This is a genomic window from Streptomyces sp. NBC_01176 (assembly GCF_045039825.1).
GTDB lineage: Bacteria > Actinomycetota > Actinomycetes > Streptomycetales > Streptomycetaceae > Streptomyces.
In genome coordinates this window covers 6,082,071-6,106,225 of sequence record NZ_CP108600.1, presented here as the reverse complement: position 1 = coordinate 6,106,225, position 24,155 = coordinate 6,082,071, and the positions used below count along the sequence as shown (strand labels likewise).

The 24,155-nt window shown below is 72.6% G+C and carries 21 protein-coding genes and 2 tRNA genes; 15 read left to right on the top strand and 8 right to left on the bottom strand.

Going from position 1 to position 24,155, the window contains the following annotated elements:
• Positions 1–94: 94 nt before the first annotated feature.
• Positions 95–167, top strand: a tRNA-His gene (locus OG199_RS26365).
• Positions 168–287: 120 nt separating this feature from the next.
• Positions 288–842, top strand: coding sequence for a GNAT family N-acetyltransferase (locus tag OG199_RS26360; protein WP_405831564.1), 555 nt, complete (start codon positions 288–290; stop codon positions 840–842).
• A 143-nt stretch (positions 843–985) separates the two neighbouring features.
• Here the strand turns inward: OG199_RS26360 and OG199_RS26355 are convergent, their stop codons facing one another.
• Complete coding sequence (locus OG199_RS26355; protein WP_356797417.1) at positions 986–1,816, bottom strand: serine/threonine protein kinase; 831 nt, start codon at positions 1,814–1,816, stop codon at positions 986–988.
• 226 nt (positions 1,817–2,042) lie between these two features.
• Positions 2,043–3,098, bottom strand: coding sequence for a LacI family DNA-binding transcriptional regulator (locus tag OG199_RS26350; RefSeq protein WP_356797415.1), 1,056 nt, complete (start codon positions 3,096–3,098; stop codon positions 2,043–2,045).
• A gap of 425 nt (positions 3,099–3,523) precedes the next feature.
• Between OG199_RS26350 and OG199_RS26345 the strand changes: the two genes are divergently transcribed.
• The 4 genes from OG199_RS26345 to OG199_RS26330 all read left to right on the top strand — a co-directional run bounded on the left by OG199_RS26345 (position 3,524) and on the right by OG199_RS26330 (position 8,349).
• Complete coding sequence (locus tag OG199_RS26345; RefSeq protein ID WP_356797413.1) at positions 3,524–4,852, top strand: ABC transporter substrate-binding protein; 1,329 nt, start codon at positions 3,524–3,526, stop codon at positions 4,850–4,852.
• The gene (locus OG199_RS26340; RefSeq protein ID WP_401804084.1) at positions 4,849–5,877 is read left to right on the top strand and encodes a carbohydrate ABC transporter permease; all 1,029 of its coding nucleotides are present in this window, start codon (positions 4,849–4,851) and stop codon (positions 5,875–5,877) included. The genes OG199_RS26345 and OG199_RS26340 overlap by 4 nt, the downstream gene beginning before the upstream one ends.
• The gene (locus OG199_RS26335; protein ID WP_356797409.1) at positions 5,874–6,785 is read left to right on the top strand and encodes a carbohydrate ABC transporter permease; all 912 of its coding nucleotides are present in this window, start codon (positions 5,874–5,876) and stop codon (positions 6,783–6,785) included. Before OG199_RS26340 ends, OG199_RS26335 begins: the two co-directional genes overlap by 4 nt.
• 130 nt (positions 6,786–6,915) lie before the next feature.
• Entirely contained in the window at positions 6,916–8,349 is a 1,434-nt protein-coding gene (locus OG199_RS26330) for a GH1 family beta-glucosidase (protein WP_405831562.1), read from the top strand.
• 210 nt (positions 8,350–8,559) lie between these two features.
• On the opposite strand, the gene OG199_RS26325 is transcribed toward OG199_RS26330, so the two are convergent.
• From OG199_RS26325 to OG199_RS26315, 3 genes are all read right to left on the bottom strand, one after another.
• Positions 8,560–10,047: a cellulose binding domain-containing protein gene (locus tag OG199_RS26325; protein WP_405831560.1), complete on the bottom strand. Its 1,488-nt coding sequence runs from the start codon at positions 10,045–10,047 to the stop codon at positions 8,560–8,562.
• A 208-nt stretch (positions 10,048–10,255) separates the two neighbouring features.
• A complete protein-coding gene (locus OG199_RS26320) occupies positions 10,256–11,632 on the bottom strand; it encodes a HAMP domain-containing sensor histidine kinase (RefSeq protein WP_356797403.1) in 1,377 nt (458 codons plus the stop codon).
• Positions 11,629–12,345, bottom strand: a complete 717-nt coding sequence (locus tag OG199_RS26315; protein ID WP_401804090.1) for a response regulator transcription factor — start codon at positions 12,343–12,345, stop codon at positions 11,629–11,631. Before OG199_RS26315 ends, OG199_RS26320 begins: the two co-directional genes overlap by 4 nt.
• A gap of 109 nt (positions 12,346–12,454) precedes the next feature.
• Between OG199_RS26315 and OG199_RS26310 the strand changes: the two genes are divergently transcribed.
• Entirely contained in the window at positions 12,455–12,991 is a 537-nt protein-coding gene (locus OG199_RS26310) for a hypothetical protein (RefSeq protein ID WP_405831558.1), read from the top strand.
• A gap of 124 nt (positions 12,992–13,115) precedes the next feature.
• On the opposite strand, the gene OG199_RS26305 is transcribed toward OG199_RS26310, so the two are convergent.
• Together OG199_RS26305 and OG199_RS26300 are read right to left on the bottom strand one after the other, a co-directional pair.
• Positions 13,116–13,985, bottom strand: a complete 870-nt coding sequence (locus OG199_RS26305; RefSeq protein WP_401804092.1) for a spermidine synthase — start codon at positions 13,983–13,985, stop codon at positions 13,116–13,118.
• Between the two features lie 53 nt (positions 13,986–14,038).
• The gene (locus OG199_RS26300; protein WP_356797498.1) at positions 14,039–14,371 is read right to left on the bottom strand and encodes a hypothetical protein; all 333 of its coding nucleotides are present in this window, start codon (positions 14,369–14,371) and stop codon (positions 14,039–14,041) included.
• A gap of 396 nt (positions 14,372–14,767) precedes the next feature.
• Between OG199_RS26300 and OG199_RS26295 the strand changes: the two genes are divergently transcribed.
• Positions 14,768–16,285: a hypothetical protein gene (locus OG199_RS26295; protein WP_405831556.1), complete on the top strand. Its 1,518-nt coding sequence runs from the start codon at positions 14,768–14,770 to the stop codon at positions 16,283–16,285.
• Positions 16,286–16,448: 163 nt separating this feature from the next.
• Here the strand turns inward: OG199_RS26295 and OG199_RS26290 are convergent, their stop codons facing one another.
• On the bottom strand, positions 16,449–17,045 hold the full coding sequence (locus OG199_RS26290; RefSeq protein WP_356797393.1) for a histidine phosphatase family protein: 597 nt from the start codon (positions 17,043–17,045) through the stop codon (positions 16,449–16,451).
• 270 nt (positions 17,046–17,315) lie between these two features.
• Between OG199_RS26290 and OG199_RS26285 the strand changes: the two genes are divergently transcribed.
• From OG199_RS26285 to OG199_RS26255, 7 genes are all read left to right on the top strand, one after another.
• Positions 17,316–18,353, top strand: coding sequence for a phosphatase PAP2 family protein (locus OG199_RS26285; RefSeq protein WP_405831554.1), 1,038 nt, complete (start codon positions 17,316–17,318; stop codon positions 18,351–18,353).
• Positions 18,265–19,470 carry a hypothetical protein gene (locus OG199_RS26280; RefSeq protein ID WP_405831553.1) on the top strand — a complete coding sequence of 402 codons (1,206 nt, stop codon included), beginning with the start codon at positions 18,265–18,267 and terminating at the stop codon, positions 19,468–19,470. Before OG199_RS26285 ends, OG199_RS26280 begins: the two co-directional genes overlap by 89 nt.
• A complete protein-coding gene (locus OG199_RS26275) occupies positions 19,461–21,212 on the top strand; it encodes a hypothetical protein (protein ID WP_405831551.1) in 1,752 nt (583 codons plus the stop codon). The genes OG199_RS26280 and OG199_RS26275 overlap by 10 nt, the downstream gene beginning before the upstream one ends.
• Positions 21,209–22,543 (top strand): AAA domain-containing protein, encoded by a 1,335-nt coding sequence (locus OG199_RS26270; RefSeq protein WP_356797388.1) that lies wholly within the window; start codon positions 21,209–21,211, stop codon positions 22,541–22,543. The genes OG199_RS26275 and OG199_RS26270 overlap by 4 nt, the downstream gene beginning before the upstream one ends.
• 104 nt (positions 22,544–22,647) lie before the next feature.
• Positions 22,648–23,025, top strand: coding sequence for a hypothetical protein (locus OG199_RS26265; RefSeq protein WP_405831549.1), 378 nt, complete (start codon positions 22,648–22,650; stop codon positions 23,023–23,025).
• Positions 23,026–23,260: 235 nt separating this feature from the next.
• Positions 23,261–24,040: a bifunctional DNA primase/polymerase gene (locus tag OG199_RS26260; RefSeq protein WP_356797386.1), complete on the top strand. Its 780-nt coding sequence runs from the start codon at positions 23,261–23,263 to the stop codon at positions 24,038–24,040.
• Positions 24,031–24,104 (top strand) — tRNA-Lys (locus tag OG199_RS26255). Before OG199_RS26260 ends, OG199_RS26255 begins: the two co-directional genes overlap by 10 nt.
• The last annotated feature ends 51 nt before the right edge of the window (positions 24,105–24,155 follow it).

Here is a 24,155-nt window from a genome sequence, read left to right as displayed (position 1 = left end):
TCCCGGGGGACCCCGGACAAAAGCCGGGCGCGAGCACCCCTCCGGACCCTGTACACTTTTTCTCGGCCGGTCAGGGAAACCAAGACCGGACATGGTGGGTGTAGCTCAGCTGGTAGAGCACCTGGTTGTGGTCCAGGATGCCGCGGGTTCAAGTCCCGTCACTCACCCTGACAGACCGAGGCCCGGTCCGCACAAGCGGACCGGGCCTCGCTCATGTGCGGATCCCGATCGAGTCCGGTGTCCGGTGCCCGGTCGTACGCGGGAGGGTCTGCCCCTAGGCTCACCGCGTGCCCCTCCACACCGACACCCTCCGCACCGCCCGCCTCGACCTGCTCCCCCTGCGCGTAGAACACGCCGAGGAGATGGCCGCGGTACTGGCCGACCCGGAGCTGCACACGTTCACCGGTGGCGCGCCCCACACCCCCGAGTCCCTGCGTTCACGTTACGAGCGTCTGGTCGCGGGCTCCGCCGATCCCGCCGTCCTCTGGTGCAACTGGGTGCTGCGGCTGCGCGAGGCCGCGGAGGACGGGAGCGACGGAGGCGACGGGAGCGACGGAGGTGACGCAGGCCCCCTGGTGGGGACCGTCCAGGCGACGGTCACCGCGGGGACCGCGGAGGTCGCCTGGGTGGTCGGCACCCGTCGGCAGGGGCGCGGGTTCGCCGGGGAGGCGGCGCGGGCGCTGGTCGCCCGGCTCGGCGAGGAGCCGGGCGTCCGTACGGTCGTCGCCCATGTCCACCCCGACCACCGGGCGTCCGCGGCCGTCGCCGCGGCGGCCGGGCTGACCCCCACCGGCATCGTCCACGAGGGCGAAGTCCGCTGGCAGCGAGCGGTACGGGCCTGAGGACCGATGCCGGGGGTCCGTCCGCCCGGCATCGGACCCCCGAATCCGCGCTGCCGGGTCCGGGCTCCTGGATCCCGGCGCCCGACCTCGGACAACCGACCTCGGACGGCCGACCTCGGACGGCGCGCCTCAGACAGCCGGCCTCAGTTGACCGGCGTGGTGTTGGCCGCCCGCCACGCCTCGGCGAAACGGTGGACGTTCTCGAAGCGCTCCCCGGGATCGGTCCGGGTCGCACGGACGATGACCGTCTGCTGGGCCGGAGTGCCCCGCCAGGCTCGCTCCTCGTCGCCCGCGTCCAGCAGGAGCCGGGCGGCACGGCCCAGCGTGAACACGGTCGTCCGGGTGTCGATCACGGCCCCGCGCACCCACTCCTCGGGAGCCATGAACCGCCGGGAGCCCGGCAGGCGTTCGTCCTCGACCACGAACGGACCCGGCCGGTACTCGTCGAGGTCGACCAGATGGGCCACGTCACGGTCGAAGTCGTACAGCAGCGCCCCGTCGTAGAAGTCGACGGCGACCTGGCCGGCGGCCTCCACCGCGAGGTGGGCGTCCAGGACCCGGTCGAAGGCGCGCAGGACCGCGTCGGCCGGCAGCGCGCGGAAGCGTGCCATCGCACTGGCCGGGTCCGTACGGTCGCGCACCCCGTCCACCTCCGCGGGGTAGAGCACCTCGCCCTCCCGCCAGGGCATCACCACCGCCCAGCCGCCGCCCTGCACGGCGATGCGGTGCACCTGCGGGACGATCGCCCGGTGCCGAACCGACCGGTGGAAGGCCCAGCCGCGCTCCAGCGAACGCCGGCCGTGCTCCGTGACCGCCTCCTTGAGGAACCACCGGCCGCCGTCGAGCAGTCTCACCCCGTACGACACGCACCCCGAGTCCTGCTCGCGGAACGTCCGGAACACCTCGCCCACCCGGCCCAGATAGGGCTCCACGGCGGGCACTTCATCGACTCCCAGCAAGGGATGCAGGACCATACCCGCCAGACTGCCCTACGGAGCTCTTCCCGTGCGGCAACAGCGGCAACAGCGGCGGGGCGGCTCGGCCGTCAGCAGTACAGGCGGTGACAGGGCAGCGGCGTGACGGGACGGGGCGGCCGCCGCAGTGGTGGCGGGACGATGGCGTGCGGCAGGACGGTCGCGAACGCCGGAGCGGTCGCGTACACCGGAGCGGTCGCGTACACCGGAGCGGTGGCGGGCGGCGTCAGGACGACGCCCGCGCCACCAGCTCGGTGGGCAGCACGACCTGACGCTTCTCCAGGTCCCGCGACACCGCCGGGCGGCGGTCGGCGATCTCCCCGAGCAGCAGGTCGATCATCGCCCGTCCCATCTCCTCTATCGGCTGGCGCACGCTCGTCAGGGGCGGATCCATGTGGCGGGCGATGGCGGAGTCGTCGTACCCGACGAGGGCCACGTCGTCCGGTATACGGCGGCCCGCCTCGCGCAGGACCTGGCGGGCGCCGGCCGCCATCACGTCCGATCCCGCGAAGACGGCGTCCAGGTCGGGGCAGCGGGCCAGCAGTTCGGTCATCGCCCGGCGCCCGCCCTCCTCGGTGAAGTCGCCGGCGACGATGAGGCCGTCGTCCACCGGACGGCCCGCGGCACGCAGACCCTCGCGGTAGCCGTCGACACGACGCTGGGCACCGAAGACGTCGAGGCGGCCCGCGAGGTGGACGATCCTGCGGCGCCCCCGGGCGACCAGGTGCTCGACGGCGAGGCGCCCCCCGCCGTAGTTGTCCGAGTCCACGGACGGCAGCGTCTCCTCCGCCGAGCGCCGGCCGCTGATCACCGCCGGGATCTCCAGCTGGGAGAGCAGGTCGGGCAGCGGGTCGTCCGCGTGCACCGAGACCAGCAGGACACCGTCCACCCGGTGCGCCGCCAGGTACTGGGCCAGGCGCTGCCGCTCCCGGTCGCTGCCCGCGAAGATCAGCAGCAGCTGCATCTCGGTGTCGGAGAGCTCCGCGCCGACACCCCGGAGCATGTCCGAGAAGTACGGTTCCGCGAAGAACCGGGTCTCCGGCTCGGGGACGACGAGCGCGATCGCGTCCGTGCGGTTGGCGGCGAGGGCGCGTGCCGCCGTGTTCGGGACATAACCGAGCTCCGCCACCGCCGCCTCCACCGCGGCACGGGTCGCGTCGCTGACCCGCGGGGAACCGTTGATCACCCGGGACACCGTGCCGCGGCCCACACCGGCGCGCGCGGCGACCTCCTCGAGGGTCGGCCGCCCGCCGCTCCGGCCCCGCGCTCCGTGGCCTGCCATGGTCCGCCTCCCGTCGACGCCGCGTTCCTGAGCGGCTGGCCTGGAATCTAACAGTCCCGTTCATGGACAGGGGCCCGGCCGTGGTGGCAACCTCGCCGGGGCTGCTGGTGCCGGCCTCGCCGCCACCGCCGGCCGACGCCGGGACGTCACCTCGGCACGACCCGCTCCACCCGTCCCCCCACCCTCTTGCGCCCTGCCCCTCGGAGTTAGTTAACAGGCCGATAACTGAACGCGGCTCTCCGTGTCCGCTCCCTTGACACCCCCGCGTGAACCGACGACTCTTCAACACATCACCTGTGGGAGCGCTCCCACGGTACCTGACACCTACACATCCCGCACGTTCCCCGCCCGAGCCGCAGCGAGAAAAACGGGCCCAACAATGCAGTTGGCCGGGGGGTCGGCACGTCAGGCAACAGGAGGACGCAATGCGCACGAGTACCCGCCGATCCCGCAGGCTGGGGGCCCTCGCGGCCGTCGCCGCGCTGACCACAGGGCTGCTGGCCGGCTGCGCCAACGACTCGAACGACGGCTCGTCGACCTCGGGCGACGGCGGTGGTGGCGGCAAGGGCAAGACCACGCTGACCATCGGTACCTTCGGCGTCTTCGGCTACAAGCAGGCCGGTCTCTACGACGAGTACATGAAGCTGCACCCGGACATCTCGATCAAGGAGAACGTCACCACCCGTACCGACGTGTACTGGCCCAAGACGCTCACCCGTCTCCAGGCCGGCTCCGGTACCGACGACATCCAGGCGATAGAGGTCGGCAACATCACCGAGGCCGTCCAGACCCAGGCCGACAAGTTCGTCGACCTCGGCAAGGAGGTCGACAAGTCGCAGTGGCTGGACTGGAAGACCGCCCAGGCCACCACCAAGGACGGCAAGACCATCGGGCTCGGTACGGACATCGGCCCGATGGCGATCTGCTACCGCAAGGACCTCTTCCAGAAGGCCGGTCTGGAGACCGACCGCACCAAGCTCGCCGCGCAGTGGAAGGGCGACTGGGCGAAGTACGTCGACCTGGGCAAGCAGTACATGAAGAAGGCACCGAGCGGCACCAAGTACGTGGACTCCGCCTCGTCGGTCTACAACGCGGCGCTCGGGGGCGAGAGCGAGCGGTACTACGACAAGGACGGCAACGTCATCTGGGACAAGTCCACGGGCGTGAAGAAGTCCTGGAACGCCGCGATGACGGTGGCGACCAGCAACATGTCGGCGAAGCTGAAGCAGTTCGACCCGACGTGGGACCAGGGCTTCGCCAAGGGTTCGTTCGCGACGGTGGCCTGCCCCGCCTGGATGATGGGCTACATCCAGGAGAAGTCCGGTGACGCCGGCAAGGGCAAGTGGGACGTGGCGGCGGCGCCGACCGCGGCCAACTGGGGCGGTTCGTTCATCGGTGTCCCGACGGCGGGCAAGCACCAGAAGGAGGCCGTCGCGCTGGCCAAGTGGCTGACCGCGCCGGAGCAGCAGGCGAAGGTCTTCGCCAAGCAGGCCAGCTTCCCGTCGACGCCCGCGGCCTACGACAGCCTGAAGCCGGCGGCCGCGACGACGTCGTACTTCTCGGACGCGCCGATCACGCAGATCTTCGCCGACTCGGCGAAGACCATCCCGGTCCAGAACTTCGGCACCAAGGACCAGCCGATCGGCACCGCGATCACCGACGTCGGCATCCTCCAGGTCGAGCAGAAGGGCAAGTCCCCCGACCAGGGCTGGAACGCGGCGAAGGCTGAGATCAAGGACGTGCTCGGCCAGTGACCAGCTCCAAGCAGGCTCTCGCGCATCCCGCGACGAGCGCCGACGCCGCGCCCGGCTCCCAGCCGGGCGCGGCCCGGGGCGCTCGGGGTCGCGGTACGCCGCCGCCGGACCCGGGTTCCTGGCGCAGCCGGCTGTACCGCTGGGACATGAAGGCGTCTCCCTACGCGTTCATCGCCCCCTTCTTCGTCATCTTCGGGGCCTTCGGGCTCGTGCCGCTCCTGTACACGGCCTGGTACTCGCTGCACAACGTGCAGCTGTCCGGCCTGGACCACCAGACCTGGGCCGGCCTGGACAACTACAAGAACCTGCTGTCCTCGGAGTTCTTCTGGAACGCCCTGGAGAACACCTTCACCATCGGCGTGATCTCCACGGTGCCGCAGCTGGTCATGGCGCTCGGGATCGCCCACCTGCTCAACTACCGGCTGCGCGGCTCGACCGTGTGGCGGGTCGTGATGCTCACCCCGTACGCCACCTCGGTGGCGGCGGCGACGCTGGTCTTCACGCTGCTGTACTCGTGGGACGGCGGCATGATCAACTGGCTGCTGCACTTCGTCGGGGTCCACCCGGTCAACTGGCGTGAGTCGGACTGGGGTTCGCAGTTCGCCGTCTCCTCGATCGTGATCTGGCGGTGGACCGGTTACAACGCGCTGATCTACCTCGCGGCGATGCAGGCGATCCCCACCGACCTGTACGAGTCGGCGGCGCTCGACGGCGCGGGCCGCTGGCAGCAGTTCCGCCACGTGACGGTCCCGATGCTGCGGCCGACGATCCTGTTCACCGTGGTCGTCTCCACCATCGGCGCGACGCAACTCTTCGGTGAGCCGCTCCTGTTCGGCGGGGTCAGCGGCTCCAAGGGCGGCTCCGCGCACCAGTACCAGACGCTCGGCCTGTACATGTACGACCAGGGCTGGGGCATCGGCAACCTCGGCAAGGCGTCAGCGATCGCGTGGACGATGTTCCTGATCCTGCTGATCGTCGCCGCGATCAACCTGCTGGTCACCCGACGGCTGAGGAAATCCCAATGACCACCACTGAACTGACTGTCCCTCAGGCAGCGGCGCAGGGACCCGGCGACGACCGGGGCCGCGGACGCCGCCGGGTGCTGGGCGCGGGCAAGCAGCTGCACGCGGGTCCGGTCACCTATGTCGTCCTGGCCGTCTTCGCGCTGGTCTCGCTCGCTCCGCTGGTCTGGACGGCCATCGCGGCCTCCCGCAACAACGAGCGGCTGGCGCAGACACCGCCGCCCCTGTGGTTCGGCGGCAACCTGTTCAAGAACCTCCAGGCCGCGTGGGAACAGGCCGGGCTCGGCACCGCGATGCTCAACTCCACGATCGTCGCCGGGACCATCACCGTCGGTACGGTCGTCTTCTCCACGCTCGCCGGGTTCGCCTTCGCCAAGCTGCGGTTCAGGTTCTCCAGCACCCTGCTGCTGCTGACCATCGGCACGATGATGATCCCGCCGCAGCTGGCCGTCGTACCGCTGTACCTGTGGATGAGCGACCTGGGCTGGTCCAACCAGTTGCAGACGGTCATCCTGCCCACCCTGGTGAGTGCCTTCGGCACGTTCTTCATGCGGCAGTACCTGGTCCAGGCGCTGCCCACCGAGCTGATCGAGGCGGCGCGGGTCGACGGCGCCAGCAGTCTGCGGGTCGTCTGGCACGTCGTCTTCCCGGCGGCGCGGCCGGCGATGGCGGTCCTCGGCCTGCTGACCTTCGTGATGGCCTGGAACGACTTCCTGTGGCCGATCATCGCCCTCAACCAGCAGAACCCCACCGTGCAGGTCGCCCTCAACTCGCTGGGCACCGGTTACGTCCCCGACCAGGCCGTGATCATGGCGGGCGCGCTGCTCGGCACGCTGCCGCTGCTCATCGCCTTCCTGCTGTTCGGCAAGCAGATCGTGGGCGGCATCATGCAGGGCGCGATCAAGGGCTGACCCGCCGCACCGCCGCCCGTGGGGGCCGGGTCACCGCCGCCCCGGCCCCATCGCCCCTTTCTCTCTCCCCTTCTTCTCCCCCTACTCCTCCTTACCGTCGTTCGCCACGACCTCCTATGGGAGCGCTTCCATGCCTGAACCCTCATCGCCCGTGTCCTTTCCCCCCGCGTTCCTCTGGGGCGCGGCGACCTCCGCGTACCAGATCGAGGGGGCGGTACGGGAGGACGGCCGCACGCCCTCCATCTGGGACACCTTCAGTCACACGCCCGGAAAGACGGCCGGCGGCGAGACCGGTGACATCGCTGTCGACCACTACCACCGCTTCCGCGACGACGTGGCCCTGATGGCGGACCTGGGCCTGTCCGCGTACCGCTTCTCGATCTCCTGGTCCCGGGTGCAGCCGACGGGGCGCGGACCGGCGGTCCAGCGGGGTCTGGACTTCTACCGCAACCTGGTCGACGAACTGCTGGCCCACGACATCAAGCCGGCCATCACCCTCTACCACTGGGACCTCCCCCAGGAGTTGGAGGACGCGGGCGGCTGGCCCGAGCGCGACACGGCTCTGCGCTTCGCCGACTACGCCCAGATCGTGGGCGAGGCGCTGGGCGACCGGGTGGAGCAGTGGATCACCCTGAACGAGCCGTGGTGCAGCGCGTTCCTGGGCTACGGCTCCGGGGTGCACGCGCCGGGCCGCACGGACGCGGCGGCGTCGCTGAAGGCCGCCCACCATCTGAACCTGGCGCACGGCCTGGGCGCGAAGGCGCTGAGGTCCGTGATGCCGGCCCGCAACTCGGTCGCGGTGAGTCTCAACTCCTCCGTCGTCAGGCCGCTTTCGCAGAGCCCGGCGGATCTCGCGGCGGTCCGCCGCATCGACAACCTGGCCAACGGTGTCTTCCACGGCCCGATGCTGCACGGCGCCTACCCGGAGGGCCTGTTCGAGGAGACGTCCGCGATCACGGACTGGTCGTACGTCCTGGACGGCGACCTGGCGGTGATCAAGCAGCCCCTCGACGCGCTGGGGCTGAACTACTACACCCCGACGCTGGTGTCGGCGACGGACGCGACCGCGTCCGGTCCCCGGGCGGACGGTCACGGGGCGAGCGCGTACACGCCGTGGCCGGGCGCCGACGACGTGATGTTCCACCAGACTCCGGGCGAGCGGACGGAGATGGGCTGGACGATCGACCCGACGGGCCTGCACGACCTGATCACGCGCTACACGCGGGAGGCGCCCGGCCTGCCGCTGTACATCACCGAGAACGGCGCCGCGTACGACGACAAGCCGGACCCGGAGGGCCGCGTCCACGACCCCGAGCGCATCGCCTACCTGCACGGCCACCTGTCGGCGGTCCGGCGCGCGATCGCCGACGGCGCGGACGTCCGCGGGTACTACCTCTGGTCCCTGATGGACAACTTCGAGTGGGCGTACGGCTACGACAAGCGCTTCGGCGCGGTGTACGTCGACTACGCGACCCTGGCCCGTACGCCGAAGTCGAGCGCCCACTGGTACAGCCGGGCGGCCCGGACGGGGACACTGCCTCCGGTGACGGACGCGGCCGAGTAGGTCACGGCCCGGTGGGCCGACGGGCTCGGCCCCGGACGGCGGCGGGACCTTCGTCCGGAAGGGCGGCGGGCCCGTCGCCCGCGGGAGACCGGGGCGGGGTGTCGGGGGGCGGGGCGCGGCGTCCGGAACGGGGGCCGCGCCCCGGCCGGATGGGGGGTGGTCCCGGCCGGGACGCTCTTCCCGTGGGGGAGGACTCGGTGGCTGCCGGGCCTACTTGTAGGCGCCGAGGGCCTTCGAGAACGCCCCCGCGTCCTGGACGACCGAGCTGCACGTCGCGTCCGCGGAGTTCTTCGCGCCGCCCGGGCACTGCTTGTCGCGGCTCGCGGACCACATGGAGAGCCAGCCGAGCCCCTTGGACTTGGCGAACGCCACCAGCTGGGCGGCGTCGTCGACCTTGAAGATCTCGGACGCCACGTCGTTGACGCCGATCATCGGGGTGACGGCCACGGTCTTCCAGGCCGCGCTGTCGGAGAGCCCGAGGACGCTCTTGACCTGGGCCTGCGTGGCGGTGGCGGCCTGCTCGGCGTAGGCGCCCATGTCACCGCTGTACGCGGGCCCGTAGTCCATCGCCATGATGTTGACGGCGGAGATCTTCACGCCGTTCGACCTGGCGTCGGTCAGGAGGTTCACGCCGTCCTGGGTGAGGCCCTCGGGCATCACGGGGAGCGTGTAGGACACGTCCAGGCCCGGGTGCTGCTGCTGGAGCTTCGCGATGGCCTTCGCCCGGTTCGTGTTCGCCGTGGTGTTCGGCAGCGCGCCGCCCTCGACGTCGAAGTCCACCTTCGTCAGCTTGTACGCGTCCACGGCCTTCCCGTACGCCGTCGCCAGCGCGTCCGCCGACGAGCAGGTCGTCGCCAGCTCCGAGCCGGAGGCGCCGCCGAAGGAGACGCGGACGTCGCCGCCCTTCGCCCGCAGTGCGCCGATCTGCGCGGCCACCGCGTCACTGGCGAGGTCGCTCACCCCACCCCACTTGGGCGTGCAGCCGCCGCCGTCGGTGATGAAGGCGAGGTTGTAGTCCTTGACCCCGGTGGCCGTCGCGCTGCCGACCAGGTCGAAGGCCGGGTAGAGGGAGGTGTCGACGTAGGGCGCGAAGCCCGCGCCGGCGGTGGTGCCGCTGCCGGTGCTCGCCGAGGTGGACGGCGTCGGGGGGGCCGGGGTGGAAGCCGGGGTGGTCGGGGTGCTGCTGCGGGAGGCGGTCGGGGTGGGCTTCGGCGTGGCCGTGGGGGTGGCCGTCCGCGTGGGGCGACCGCTCGGTTCCGGGGTCGCGCCGTCGTCCACCGAGCACTTGGCGCCGTCGATCAGACAGCTCTTCGGGTCCGCGGTGCCGTTCACGACGAAGCCGACGGTGACCGACTCGCCGGCCGCCAGGCCGTCCTTGTCCCAGGACGGCGGCTTCACGGTGACGTGGCTTCCGCTCACGCCCGCCTCGCCGTTCCACAGTGAGCCGAGCCGGGCGCCGGAGGGCAGGTCGAACTCCAGTGTCCAGTCGCTCTTCGCCTGGCCGGTGTCGTTCGTGATGACGTACTGCGCGGTGTAACCCGTCGACCAGTCACTGGTCTTGGTGTACGCGGCGCCGACACCGGCGGCGAGCGCGGTGCCGGAGAACAGGAAGGCGCCGCCGCCGACCACGGCAGCCGCCACGACGCCGCCTATCGCCTTGTTCCTGCCACTGACCTTGCGCCGGTGCGTACTGCTCATCGCGTGCCTGCCTTCGCGGTTTCACGGGAGTTCGCTGGGGATTCCCAGGGGGTGCGGGCAGCACGCTAGCGATCCGGAATCGGGCAAACCGCTTCATCCGGACGGAGGCCTGCGATCTTAGGGTGCGCTTAAGGAAGGCATCGGGGACGGTTAAAGGTCGAGACCAGTTGAGGGCCGTGGACCGGCCGGGATCGGGATCGGCCTCGGCTCAGCCCGCGCCGACGCTGCGTCTGCGCCGCCGTACGGATCCCCGGTGCCCGCGCCGCACCGGCGCCCGCCCGTCCAGCTGGATCCATATCCGCACCTCGGTGCCTCCCAGTACCGACGAACCCAGCCGTACGTCGCCGCCCGTCGACTCCGCGAGCCGCCGTACGATGTCCAGCCCGAGGCCGGTCGAGCCGTCGCTGCCCGAGCCCCGCCCGCGTGCCATCGCCGACTCCCGGTCCACGATCCCCGGTCCCGCGTCCGACACCAGCACGATCACCGCGTCGTCGCCGTTGTGCACGTCGACCGCGAAGGCCGTGCCCTCGGGGGTGTGCCGGAAGACGTTGCCGAGGAGCGCGTCGAGCGCGGCCACCAGGTCGGCGCGCGCGACCGGTATGCGGACCGGACGGTCCACGCCCGCGACCCGTACCTTGCGGCCCTCGTCCTCGGCGAGCGCCGACCAGAAGTCCATCCGCTCGCGGACCACCTCGGACGCGTCGCACCCGGCTCCGACGCCCAGCGCGACCGTCTGCGGCTTGGCCTCCCGCGCCGTCCGGATGATCGTGTCGACCTCCCGCTCCAGTTGCGCCACGGCCGCCCGGGTCTGCTCGGCGGCCGGTCCGTCGCCGAGCGAGGCCGTGTTCAGCCGCAGTACGGTCAGCGGGGTGCGCAGGCGGTGCGAGAGATCCGCCGCCAGCTCCCGCTCGTTCGCCAGGAGTTGGACGACCTGGTCGGCCATCGAGTTGAACGCGACGGCCGCCAGCCGCAGTTCGGTGGGTCCTTCCTCGGGGACCCGTGCTCCCAGCTTGCCCTCGCCCAGTTCGTGCGCGCCCTCGACCAGCCGCTGGGCCGGCTGGACCATGCGCACGCCCAGCCGGTCGGCGACCGCGACCGAGCCGACGATGAGCGCGACGCCGACCGCGGCGAGCACCGCCCAGGCCGTCCCCACGCCGTTGCTGACCTCGGACTCGGGGACGTAGACCTCGACGACCGCGATCTCGCCGGAGCTCAGCGCGGTGGGCTGGAGCAGGGTGGAGCCGCCCGGGACCTCGGTGGTGGAGGCCCGGCCCAGTCCGCGGGTGGTCGCGATGTCCTTGGCGGCGGCGCGCTGCCGGCCGATGTCGACCGCCTTGGCGCCGTCGCTCGCCGGTATGTGCACGGCCATGCCGTCGTCGGAGCCGGCGGAGGCGACGACCCGCTCCAGCTGGTCCCGGTCGGTGGTGATGGAGAGCGCGGGCGCGACGGCCGCGGCCTCCCGTTCGGCGTTCGAGAACGCACGGTCCCGGGCCATCTCCTTGATGACGAGCCCGAGCGGCACCGCGAAGGCCACCACGACCATCGTGGTCACCGCCACGCACACCTTGACCAGTGCCCACCTCACAGCGGCGGCTCCGCTCGCGGGAACTCCGTCCGCGGTGGCTCCAGCTTCACGCCGACACCGCGCAGGGTGTGCAGATAGCGCGGCCTCGCCGCCGTCTCGCCCAGCTTCCGCCGCAGCCAGGACAGATGGACGTCGATGGTCTGGTCGTCCCCGTACGACTGCTGCCACACCTCGGCGAGCAGCTCCTTGCGGGCCACGACGACACCGGGCCGGCCGGCCAGGAAGGCGAGCAGGTCGAACTCGCGCCGGGTGAGGTCCAGTCGGACGCCGTCCAGCTCGGCCCGGCGGCGCAACGGATCGATGGCCAGACCGCCGACCCGGATGACCGGCGACGCGGGCGCCTCCCCCACCGCCCGCGAGCGGCGCAGCACGGCGGCCATCCGCGCGGACAGGTGCTCGACCGAGAACGGCTTGGTCAGGTAGTCGTCCGCGCCGTCGTTCAGCAGGCGGACGATCTCCGTCTCGTCGTCCCGGGCGGTGGCGATGATCACGGGGACGTCGGTGATGCCGCGCAGCATCTTGAGGGCCTCGGCCCCGTCCAGATCGGGCAGACCGAGGTCCAGGATGACGACGTCGAAGGAGAAATGAGCGACCTCGCGCAGCGCCTCGAGCGCGGTGCCGACACTGCGCACCGTGTGCGCGGCGTCGGTCAGATGCCGGATGAGGGCCGAGCGTACGAACTGGTCGTCCTCGACCACGAGCACACTTGCCATGGGCGGCACCGTACGCCATCCGTGCGATGCCGGTCCGGCGCCTGTGGACAACTGCGGCCGCACGACGGGCACGAGACACCCGTGGGGCGCGTGAGGCAGTATGGCCGCGATGCGCAGAGGACTCGTACACGTACTGGCTTGGACGCTCGCCACGGGCGCGGCGGTCACGCTGTCGTGGTGGGGTGTCCACACGGTCATGACGGGGACCGCCTACGACCCGCCGCGGGCACTGCCCGTCACGGTGGGCGACTCCCTCACGCAGAAGGCGAAGCCGCTCCCGTCCCCGACCGGCCGGACCGGGGTGCCGCACGAGGCGGCGACCCCGGAGCCGGAGCGGAGCCGGCGGCCGGCCGCCACCCCCTCGCCCTCGAAGTCGCCCTCCTCCGGCCCGAGTCCGAGCCCCTCCGCACCGGCCGGACGGACGGGTCGGGTCAGGAGTTACGACACCGACGGCGGGCGGGCGGTCTTCGACCTGGGCACGACCTCCGCGACGCTCGTCTCCGCGACGCCGGGCTCGGGCTGGTCGATGCAGGTGTGGAAGACCGAGTCGTGGATCCGGGTGGAGTTCACGTCGGGTGCGGACCGGGTGTCGGTCTTCTGCACGTGGCACGACGGGCCGCCGCGGGTGGAGGTCGGCACCTACTAGTGCCGCGGCAGGCGACGTTCGCCCCGGATCGTGCCGATCCGTCCGAGGCCGTCGGAGCGTCGCGCCGGACCGTGCCGGGCCGGTGTCGTCGTGGCGCCGGACGGCACCCGGCGGGCCGGTGTCGTCAGCGGAACACCGAGGGGGGCGGGGCCGGTGAGGCCACCGCCGCCGCGTCCAGGACCGGTGCCGCTCCCCCGGTGAAGTCGGCCAGCTGTCTGCCGTGTTCGACCCGTCCGGGGTGCGGGTCCGAGGCCGCTCGGCGGGTCAGTTCGGCCAGCGGCAGCGGCCGGTCGCAGGCGACGAGGACGGCGTTGCCGAAGCGCTTGCCGCGCAGCACCGTCGGGTCGGCGACCAGGGCCAGTTCGGGGAAGACCGCCGCGGCGGTGGCGATCTGGCCGCGCAGATGGGCCAGCGGGGGTCCGTCGGCGAGGTTGGCGGCGTACAGGCCACCGGGTTTGACGACCCTGCGGACGTCGTCGAGGAATTCCACGGAGGTCAGGTGGGCCGGGGTCCGCGCGCCGCTGAACACATCGGCGATGACCAGGTCCGCCCAGCCGTCCGGCACCTTGGCGAGTCCGTCACGGGCGTCCACGGAACGCACCCGGACACGGGCGTTGGGGTCCAGCGGGAGCTCACGCCGGACGAGTTGGACGAGGAGGCCGTCGCGTTCGACGACCTGCTGGGTGGAGCGGGGGCGGGTCGCGGCGGTGTAGCGGGCCAGCGTGAAGGCGCCGCCGCCGAGATGCACGGCGTGCACGGGCTTGCCGGGCGGGGCGACCAGGTCGATGACGTGGCCGAGGCGTCGCTGGTACTCGAAGCTCAGGTGGGCGGGGTCGTCGAGGTCGACGTGGGACTGCGGGGCGCCGTCGATCAGCAGGGTCCAGGCGCGCGGGCGGTCCCGGTCGGGTATCAGCTCGGCGAGCCCGCCGTCGACCGTCTCGACGAGGGGCTCGGTGGGCGCCTGGCCGCGCCGCGGGTTCTTCGACCTTCCCATCCCGCCATTATCAGGGGCTCCGGGACGGTCGGCCCAGCGGCCGCTTCGGGTGCTCAGCGACAGTTGTCCGCGGCCTCGATGAGCCGTGCCGCCTCGCCCAGCGCCGCCCGCAGGACGGCCGGGTCGGTCGCGCGGTCCGCCTCCCCCGGCGGCAGCAGCCAGTCCGAGCCCTCGACCGGCGGTTCGGGGACCGGTCGCAGGCCGCGGCCGACGGTCCGCGTACAGGTGCTGCCCGGCACGTCCCAGCCGTCGGCGGTGCCGCGCGGCACCAGGAAGCCGAGGGTGTCGCAGCCGCCGTCGAGCAGAACGGGCCCGACGGATTCGCAGGCGCCGCGGCGGAGAATGTCCACCGCCTCCAGGCCCTGGCGCGCCGGAACGGTCACCACGTCGCAGCCGGCGACCGGCTGCGGTGGGGCGCCGTACTCCGGGGACGACCCGTACGCGGCGGTCGACGGCGGTCTACGGAACTCGGTGTTCTCCAACCCGGCCTCCAACACGGAACCCCTCCTCCTGCACGAGCGGGTCGGGAGTTCGGGTGCGCTCCCGGTCCACCGGGTTCAACGCGTCAGAACGTCAACGGCTACGGCGGAACACCGCCGCAAAGGATGGCAGTTCATGGCAGATCATGCATGAGATATCCGTTTTGTAGCCAAACCCAGCGTGGCGACGTCGTCACAGCAGGTACGTTCTTGCTCCGCCGGAGCAGGACACCCCACGGCATGACACAGGCATTTCGCCCTGCTTCCGGCATGGTTCGACGGTTCGCAAGAGAGGGCCCGGCCATGGCGTCGTCAACGATGACCTCGTCCCAGTCCCCCCGGCCACCGCGGCCGAACCTCGCCTTCCGGCGGCTGCGCGGACAGCGCTCGCCGGGCGAGTTCGCCGCGGCGGTCCGGCGGGCCGCGCGCGAGATCGGCGAGCGGGTCAGCTGCGACGCGCGCTATGTCGGGCGGGTGGAGGCCGGCGAGATCCGCTGTCCCAACTACGCGTACGAGCGGGTGTTCCTGCACATGTTCCCCGGCCGCACACTGACCGACCTGGGCTTCTCGCCCCGCTCGTCCGTGCGCGGACGAGGGGCGCGCGGCACGGACGAAGAGCCCCCCACGCACACCACAAGCCTTTCGTGCACCACGGGTGAGACGGAAGGGGCGTGCGAGACGTATGAGACCACGCAGGCCCCGTACGACCCGCAGAACCCGCATGAGCCTTACGAACCGCACGACCCGCAAGACCCGCACGAGCACCATGAACAGAACCACGAGGAGAGCGACGTGCAGCGTCGCGCATTCATGACCGGAGGCACCGCCACCATGGCGGCAGCCACGCTGGGCCCCTTCGGGGGCACGTTCGACGGAACGGCCGAGGCCGCGGACCACCGTGTCCCCCGAGTCCATCGGGTGGGGACGTCCGAGGCGGGCGCCCTCGAAGAGGCCGTACGAAGGATCCGGCTGCTCGACGACCGGCACGGGGCCGACGGCCTCTACCGGCGGGCCGCCGCCCCTCTGCGCACCGCGTACGAACTGCTCGACGCGGGCACCACCCGCCGGCGGACCGCCGACCGGCTGTACGCGGGGGCGGGTGAACTGGCCATCTCGGTCGGCTGGTTGGCACACGACTCCGGGCGTTTCGACGACGCCCGCTCGCACTACGCCGAGGCGCTGGCGACCGCACGGATGTCCGGTGACCCGGGCCTGGAGGCCCATGCCTTCTGCAACACGGCCTTCCTCGCGCGCGACGCGGGCCGCCCGCGTGAGGCGGTGCGCGCGGCACAGGCGGCGCAGCGAGCGGCCCGCCCGCTCGGCTCCTCGCGACTGCTCTCGCTGCTCGCGCTGCGTGAGGCGGGCGGCTGGTCGGGGCTCGCCGACCGCGCGGAGTGCGAACGGGCACTCGTGCGCGCCCAGGCCCTCTTCGAGCGCGGCCCCTCGGAGACCGATCCCGAGTGGATGACCTTCTACGGAGAGGCCGAACTGGAAGGCCTGGAGGCGCAGTGCTGGTCCACGCTGGGCGACTGGCCGCGCGCGGCCCGTCACGCCCGTCGCGCGGCCCACCTGCAGGATCCGCACTTCACCCGCAACATCGCCCTCTACACCGCGGAACTGGCCGACGACCTCGCCCGCGGCGGCCGCCCCGACGAGGCCGCCGTCGCGGGTCTGCGCGTCCTCGACCTGCTGGCCGAGGTCCAGTCGTCCCGCATCCAGACCATGCTGGCGGCCACCGCGCGGGTGCTGCTGCCGCACCGCAGGGCGTCGGGCGTCTCGACGTTCCTGGAGCGCCACGCGAGTCTGCCGCGGACCGCCTGAGCCGGCCCCGCCGGGCAGAAGGCGGCCCCGACGCGAAGGGTGCGGACCCGGTACGAAGGGGCGGACCCGAAGCGAAAGGGCCGACCCGACGCGAAGAGCCGACCCGACGCGAAGAGCCGACCCGACGCGAAGAGCCAACCCGACGCGAAAGGGCCGACCCGGCCTACACGGTCAGATGTCCGAGGTCGTTCCAGGCCTCGATGGCGGGCTCCCCGTAGGCCCAGCCGAGCACCGACAGCGAGGTCGGGTGGAGACGGATCCGGGCGGCGAAGTCGAGCGGAAGGCCCAGCCAGCGGGCACCGATGGAGCGCAGGATGTGGCCGTGCGCGAAGACCAGCACGTCGCGGTCCGCGGCGCGGGCCCGGGCGACGACCTCGTCCGCGCGCGCGGTGACCTGCTCCAGGCTCTCGCCCCCGGGCACACCGTCGCGCCAGATGAACCAGCCCGGGCGTACGGCCTGGATCTCGGCCGGGGTCATCCCCTCGTACGCGCCGTAGTCCCACTCCATCAGCGTGTCCCAGGAGGTGGCGCGTTCACCGAAGCCGGCCAGCTCGCACGTCTCCCGCGCGCGTGCCAGGGGGCTGGTCAGCACCTCCGCCCCCGGGAGTCCGTCGAAGGGAGCCCGGTGCAGTCGCTCGCCCAGCGTCTTGGCTCCGCGCCGACCCTCGTCCAGCAGCGGTATGTCGGTCCTGCCGGTGTGCTTTCCGGACAGCGACCACTCCGTCTGTCCGTGCCGGGCCAGCAGGATGCGCGGTGCCATGAGGAGAAGCCTTCCCGATTCGCCGGATAAATGGGTCACTCCATCATCCCGCACCCCCGCGCGGGGCAACCCGCCGGGCGATCTCAGCGTCCTTGACGACCGGGGGCGCTTCCCATGGCCGTTCACATACGCCGTAAAATCCGGTGCGGCCACGCATCGTCACGAACAGACCTGCGCACCGTCACACCGCGAGCGGTAGCCCGCGCACGGCCGGTGCGGCCACCGGCGGGGTCGCCGGGGCACTACGAGCAGATGGGGGAGGGCGATCGGATGCCGCAGACCGATGCACGGCGGACCGGGACGGCACCGCGCGCCCGGCTCCGCCGGTGGACCGAGCTGCGCCCTTCCGCGCCCCGCCTCCGGCTGCGCTGGTGGACCGAGCTGCCGCTGATAGTCCTGGTGTACGCGTCGTACTCGGCGGGCCGGCTGCTCGCCCGGGGCGACACGGACAGCGCCGTCGGCCACGGCCTGGAGATCCTGCGCATCGAGAAGGCCCTCCACCTCAACGCGGAGCACCCGCTGAACCGGCTGTTCACACGCGAGGCCTGGCTCGGCGTGCCCGCCGACTTCTGGTACGCGTCACTGCACTACCTGGTGACGCCCGCCATCCTGATCTGGCTCTTCCGCTCCCGCGCCGTCGTGTACCGCGCGGCCCGCACCTGGCTGATGACGTCCACCCTGATCGGTCTGATCGGCTTCACCCTGATGCCGACCTGCCCGCCCCGGCTGCTCTCGGCGGGCCACGGCTTCGTCGACACGATGGCCCAGTACAGCTCGTACGGCTGGTGGGGCGGCGAGGCGAGCGCCCCCCGGGGTCTCGGCGGCATGACGAACCAGTACGCGGCGATGCCGAGCCTGCACGTGGGCTGGTCGCTGTGGTGCGGAGTGATGCTGTGGCGCTACGGCCGCACACGCGTCGTCCGGCTCGCGGGCATCGCCTACCCGCTGCTCACCACGATCGTCGTGATGGGCACGGCCAACCACTACTTCCTCGACGCGGTCGCCGGTGTCGCGGTGATGGGAGCGGGCCTGCTGCTCACCCCCCAGGTGACACGGCTCGCGGACCGCGTGAGGACACTCCTGACCACCCGGATCCCGTGGTTCGCGGGCGCCTCCCACGACGCGGGTTCCCCAATTGTCAGTGCCGGATGCCAGACTTCCACGGGTGAACGCATTCCCCGACAGCGCGAGTCCCGCACCGGACCGGGAGCCGACCCCGGTGCCCCACCCACGGACGCGGGGGACGGAGCTGCGGACTGGGATCTCCCCTCCTCCAGCGAAGCCGGGAGTCTGGGGAAGACTCGCTGAGCTGCGCGGCCCCGCCGTACCGCCCAAGGCCCTGGACGCGCGCGCTCTCGCGGCGCTCGCCGCGAACCCCGGATGCGAGCGGCGCGCGCTGCTCGACGGCGCGGGCGTCGACAAGGCGAAGCTGGCGGAAGGGCTGGGCTCACCGTCCTCCTTCGGCCAGTCCCAGTTCGCCTTCATGCGGGGCAACGCGTTCGAGGCGCGGGTCAAGGCGGACGGCGGCGCGGAGCTGCTGCGGCTCGTGCACGAGAAGCTGGACCCCGGCGCCGAGCCGCCCCGGGCCGGGACCGTCCCCGACCTGACCGCCGCCGGCCCCGAGGGCCGCACGGCCCGTACCGCGCTGGCGCTGCGCGACGCCACCGCCGCCGGCGGCTGGACCCTGCTCGACCACCCCATGGTCGCCCTCGACGTCGCGGGCTCCCCCGCCTTCCTCGAACCGGACGCCGTCGTCGTGCACCCCGACGGGACCTGGACGGTCGTCGAGATCAAGTCCTTCCCGATGCTGGACGGCTCGGCCGACCCGGCGAAGGTGGGCGCCGCGGCCCGCCAGTCGGCGGTGTACGTCCTCGCGCTGGAGGAGGTCGCCGCGCGTCTGGACCCGGTCCCCGAGGTCCGCCACCGCGTCCTGCTGGTCTGCCCCAAGGACTTCTCCAACCTCCCGACCGCGTCCGCCGTCGACGTCCGCAAGCAACGCGCGGTCACCCGCCGTCAGTTGGGCCGCCTCACCCGCGTCGAGGACATCGCGGCCGCCCTGCCCGAGGGCACCTGTTTCGACCCCAGCCTGCCGGCCGGCCGGCTGACCGCGGCGGTCGAGGCCGTCCCCGCGGCCTACGCCCCCGAGTGCCTGGCCGCCTGCGAGCTCGCCTTCCACTGCCGCGCCCGCTCCCGGGACGAGGGCGCGGTGACCTCGCTGGGGCGGTCACTGCGCGCGGAGCTGGGTGGTCTGACCACCGTGGACGACGTACTGGCGGCAGCCCGTGGAGACGCCGGGGACCCGCGTGATCCGGCGGTCGCCGCGCTGCGCAGAGCGGCCCGGCTGCGCGCGGAAGCCCTGCGGGGAGGGGAGTCGGCGCGCCCCACCGGCCAGGCAGCGCTTCCGGAGGTGGCCCCTTGTCGCTGATCGCCACCCTCGCCCGGCTGGAAGCCGTCGAGAGCGGCCGGGCGCAGCCCGTCGCCACCGTCCGGCACCGGCATCTCTCCGGCCGGCCGCTCGTCCTCGTACCCCTGATCACCGCCGGTGAGGCCGGCGCCCCCCTCGGCGCCCTGGTCGGTACGGACCGGGACGCGCCGCGGCTGCTGGTCGTGCCGCAGCCCCGGGACCGCGACCTGCGGTTCGCGTTCCTCGCCGAGCTCGCCGACGTCGTCCTGCCGTACCTCGACTCCTACGCGGACGTGGTCGAGGCGGCCGAGCGCAGCGAGACCGATCCGGAGACCGGGAAGCGGGTCAAGGTCGAGGTCGAGCTGTGCGCGGACGCGCCCCAGTTGATCGTGCCGAGCCGGGCCGGCGTGGAGTTCGTACGACTCCTCGGGCGCTCCATGCGGTTCCGGCGCACCGCGGAGCAGGAGCCGGAGGCCCCTCACCCGGCGCCGCCCCGGGTGCCGCTGCTCGGGCGGTGGCTGACGCACTTCGGGGAGCGGGCCCGGGTGCCCGGCTCCGCCCTGCTGCTCGCCCTCGGCGACGTGCTGTCCCGGCACTGGGCCACCGGTCAGAGCAGCCTGGAGGACCAGCACCTGGGAGCGCTGCTCGCCTGGATCGATCCCCCGGCGGGCGAGTCGGGCGCGCGGGCGGCCCTGGCGGCGGAGCTCCGGCGGGACTCCGGCGGCCAGCTCGTCCGCCCGCCCGCGGGACCGGCCACCGATCCCGCCTTCGACAACAAGCTGCTGGCCCCCGCCATCGAGCGCTACGACCGCGCGCGGACGGCACTCGCCGCCGCCGAGGACGGCCTGGAGGCGGACGACCGGCTCGGTGAACTCACCGCGGCCGAGCGGCAGATCCGCGCCCTGGTGGAGCGTGTCGCCCGGCCCACCTGGGACGCGGTGTGGCAGGGCCTCGACCTGCTGCGGACGCTGCCCGAGGGGGCGCACGCCGCCGACCGGTGGACCCGCGACCGCTGGTCGTTCACCGGTCACCGCGACCGGGTGGTCGCGGGCGAGCCACCGCAGCCGCGCCGCGACGACGCGGTCACGGCAGCGAACAAGCTGGCCACGCGCGAGCGCGAACAGGCCCGCCTGGACGCGCAGGAGGCCCTCGACGATCCGCTCGTCATGGCCGGCCGGCGCCTGGTCGGCGAGGCCTTCACGGGCGAGGTCATCGATGTCGTCATGACGTACAGCGAGAGCAGACGCCCGAGCCCCCGCCCCCTGGTGACCGTCCGCACGGACGACCGGCCGCATCTCGGTGAGCGCACGAAGGTCTACCGGTCGCTGGACGGCAAGCCGCAGGCGGCCGAGTTCGTCGGACACGCGGACGCCACGGTCCGGGCGGAGGCCCGCGGACACGCGGAGGCCCCCCGACACGCCGGAGACGGTGGCCCCGGCGGAGACGATGGCCCCGCCGGGGACGGTGGCCCCACGGGAGACGGCGAACCCGCGAGGGTCGTCGTCGGCCGGGACGGACCGGAGGAGGAGGGCGGTCTGCTCGTGCTGCGGATCGTCGACAAGATGGGCCGCGGCAAGGAGCCCGAGCCCGGATCCGTGCCGGAGAAGGGGGACCTCGTCTGCTTCACGCTCTTCGAGCACGAGCAGCGCGGCGGCGCGAAGCTGCCCGACCCGGAGGAGACACCGTGGACGCACGGCGGCCCGCCGGGCGACCCCGACGCCGTACCGCAGCCGGATCCGGTGACGGAGGAGGACATCCTGTGACCACGGACTTCGATCCCGGGGCCGCGGCCGCCCGCGCCACCGACGCGATCCTGCGCGACACCCTGCACGGCACGCACCGCGGAGTCGTCGTCGACTCCCCGCCCGGCGCCGGGAAGTCGACCCTCGTGGTGCGCGCGGCACTCGAACTCGCCTCCGCCGGACGCCCCCTGATGGTCATCGCCCAGACGAACTCCCAGGTCGACGACCTGGTGCTGCGGCTCGCCGAGAAGGATCCCGAGCTGCCGGTGGGGCGCCTGCACAGCAGTGACGCCGATCCGTACGACAAGGCGCTCGACGACCTGGGGAACGTCCGCAAGTCGGCGAAGGCCACCGATCTGGCGGGCCTCCCGGTCGTCATCTCGACCGCCGCGAAGTGGGCCCACGTCAAGAACGTCGAGCCCTGGCGGCACGCGATCGTCGACGAGGCCTACCAGATGCGCTCCGACGCGCTGCTGGCCGTGGCCGGCCTCTTCGAGCGGGCGCTGTTCGTGGGTGATCCGGGCCAGCTGGACCCGTTCGCCATCGTGGGCGCGGAGCAGTGGGCGGGACTGTCGTACGACCCTTCGGCGTCCGCCGTCACGACCCTGCTCGCGCACAACCCCGAACTGCCGCAGCACCGGCTGCCGGTGTCGTGGCGGCTCCCGGCGTCCGCCGCCCCGCTGGTCTCGAACGCGTTCTACCCCTACACGCCGTTCCGCAGCGGTACGGGACACGGTGACCGGCGGCTGGACTTCGGTGTGCCGTCGGACGGTTCCGGCCCCGACCGGGTCATCGACGAGGCGGCGGAGACGGGTTGGGGACTCCTGGAGCTGCCGGCCCGGCACACGCCGCGTACCGACCCCGAGGCGGTACGGGCGGTGGCCCAGGTCGTACGGCGGCTGTTGGAGCGCGGTGGCGCCGCGACCTCGGAGCGGTCCGCCGATCCGGTGCCGCTGACGGCCGACCGGATCGCCGTCGGCACGGCGCACCGGGACCAGGCGGCGGTGGTGCGGGCGGCGCTGGCGGAGCTCGGGGTCACGGACGTCACCGTCGACACGGCGAACCGGCTCCAGGGCCGCGAGTTCGACGTGACGGTGGTGCTCCACCCGCTCTCCGGGCGGCCGGACGCGACGGCGTTCCACCTGGAGACGGGACGGTTGTGCGTCCTCGCCTCCCGGCACCGGCACGCGTGCATCGTGGTCTGCCGGGCCGGGGTGACCGAACTGCTGGACGACCACCCCTCCACCGAGCCCGTCCAACTGGGCGTCACGGTGAAGTTCCCGGACGGCTGGGAGGCGAGCCACGCCGTGTTGTCGCACCTGGCGGAGCACCGGGTGGAATGGCGGCCCTGAACCCCGATCCGACCCGTTCCACGGGCCCCCTTGCGCGAGCGGGGGACAATGGACGGTGGCCCACCCACGAAACGGGCCCCTGAACCGTACGAGGAGGAGAAGACATGGCGGAGCCCACGCCGCGTCGGAACGAACCGCGGCTACGCCCCGCGCCCCTGCTCTTCGAGCCCGCGGAGGCGGCCGGTGACCCGGAGCACTTCTTCGATCTCGAGTCGATAGACGATCCGCGGGCTCTGCTGGCGCGGGCCACGGAGCTGACGCTCGCCTTCCGGGCGGCGGCCGACAGGGCGCTGGAGTTCCAGGCCATCGCCGCCGCACAGCTCGCCGACCCCCGCCGCTTCGACCGGCTCACGACGGCCGACATCGCCGAGCGCGCCGAGTGGACCGAGGACTACGCGAAGAAGATGGTCGAGTTCGGCCGTGGCCTGCTCCGGGGGGCGGACGGGAACGGACACGGGCACGGCGTGGGCGACCACGCCTAGCGGCACGGTGCGACGACCGGGGGACGCCCCCCGGTTTCCCGCCGGGACCTCCCCTGGCATCTCCGGCATCCCCGGCAGTCCCGGCCGTCGGCGGCCTCCTCGTGCCAGGTGGACGGCGCCCGCAGGATCTCCTGGCATACGCCAGCGGTGCGTGACATACCCCATTCGCACCCTCCCTGTCCCGATTTCCCGCAACCCTCGGAGACGGAGCGCTCACCGACGGTAGACCTTGTCCATGAGCAGCACACGGAACACCGCCGGCTCCTCCCCCCACGGCACCGGCGCCCCGCTGTCCGACCGGTCCGACGCCTCGGGCGTCACCGCGGAAGGGGCCGCCTGGCTCGCCTCGGCAGGAACGTATCCGCGCAGCACCCTCGCCCTCTGGGAGGACCGGCCGACCGCGCCGGTCGTCCTGCCCTGCGGCACCGCCTTCGATGTCGTCAACACGCCCGCGATCTTCGGTCGGCGGATGCTGGACCGGCTGTGGGAGGAGGGGCCGGGCTCCGGCCCGGTGGCCGTGTTCCGCGGGCGGATGCTGCTCTTCGGCGCGCCGGGCACCGCTCAGCGACTGCCGTCGCTCCTGGAGTGGGAGGAGTGGGGATCCCGCGGCGCCGAGGACTCATGGGGCATCCGGGACGCCGGCGCTCTCGGCGGCTTCGACGACCGCGACGACTTCGACGGCGGCATCGGCGCTCCGGCCGGTCCGGGCGGCCTGGGACGCGTCGGCGCGATCCCTCCGCTGCTCTGTCACGGCATCGGCGACGCGGTGACCGTCCCCGCCCTGAGGGACGGCGGCACGGCCGGCGGCGGCACCGGGCCGGATCCGGAGACCCGCCCCGATTCCCGCTGGCTGGTGGCCCCCGACACCCGGCATCCCTGGCTGCCCGGCGCCGAGATCCTGGTCTGGGCGGCCGTCCGTGCGGCCCGCGCGGCGGCCTCCGCCGCGGTGCGGATATCGATTTTTCCTCCCGCCGATCAGGATGCTAAGGTCTACGACGTCAGCAGGCGCCGCTAGCTCAGTTGGTTAGAGCAGCTGACTCTTAATCAGCGGGTCCGGGGTTCGAGTCCCTGGCGGCGCACGCTAGCGATGGCGAGGCTTGTTCGCAGACATGCGAACGCGCCTCGCCATC

Coding starts and splice junctions, on each gene's coding strand:
- OG199_RS26355 (WP_356797417.1), bottom strand. CDS start 1,816: ATGGTCCTGCATCCCTTGCTGGGAGTCGATGAAGTGCCCGCCGTGGAG.
- OG199_RS26350 (WP_356797415.1), bottom strand. CDS start 3,098: ATGGCAGGCCACGGAGCGCGGGGCCGGAGCGGCGGGCGGCCGACCCTC.
- OG199_RS26345 (WP_356797413.1), top strand. CDS start 3,524: ATGCGCACGAGTACCCGCCGATCCCGCAGGCTGGGGGCCCTCGCGGCC.
- OG199_RS26335 (WP_356797409.1), top strand. CDS start 5,874: ATGACCACCACTGAACTGACTGTCCCTCAGGCAGCGGCGCAGGGACCC.
- OG199_RS26330 (WP_405831562.1), top strand. CDS start 6,916: ATGCCTGAACCCTCATCGCCCGTGTCCTTTCCCCCCGCGTTCCTCTGG.
- OG199_RS26325 (WP_405831560.1), bottom strand. CDS start 10,047: ATGAGCAGTACGCACCGGCGCAAGGTCAGTGGCAGGAACAAGGCGATA.
- OG199_RS26315 (WP_401804090.1), bottom strand. CDS start 12,345: ATGGCAAGTGTGCTCGTGGTCGAGGACGACCAGTTCGTACGCTCGGCC.
- OG199_RS26310 (WP_405831558.1), top strand. CDS start 12,455: ATGCGCAGAGGACTCGTACACGTACTGGCTTGGACGCTCGCCACGGGC.
- OG199_RS26305 (WP_401804092.1), bottom strand. CDS start 13,985: ATGGGAAGGTCGAAGAACCCGCGGCGCGGCCAGGCGCCCACCGAGCCC.
- OG199_RS26295 (WP_405831556.1), top strand. CDS start 14,768: ATGGCGTCGTCAACGATGACCTCGTCCCAGTCCCCCCGGCCACCGCGG.
- OG199_RS26290 (WP_356797393.1), bottom strand. CDS start 17,045: ATGGCACCGCGCATCCTGCTGGCCCGGCACGGACAGACGGAGTGGTCG.
- OG199_RS26285 (WP_405831554.1), top strand. CDS start 17,316: ATGCCGCAGACCGATGCACGGCGGACCGGGACGGCACCGCGCGCCCGG.
- OG199_RS26265 (WP_405831549.1), top strand. CDS start 22,648: ATGGCGGAGCCCACGCCGCGTCGGAACGAACCGCGGCTACGCCCCGCG.
- OG199_RS26260 (WP_356797386.1), top strand. CDS start 23,261: ATGAGCAGCACACGGAACACCGCCGGCTCCTCCCCCCACGGCACCGGC.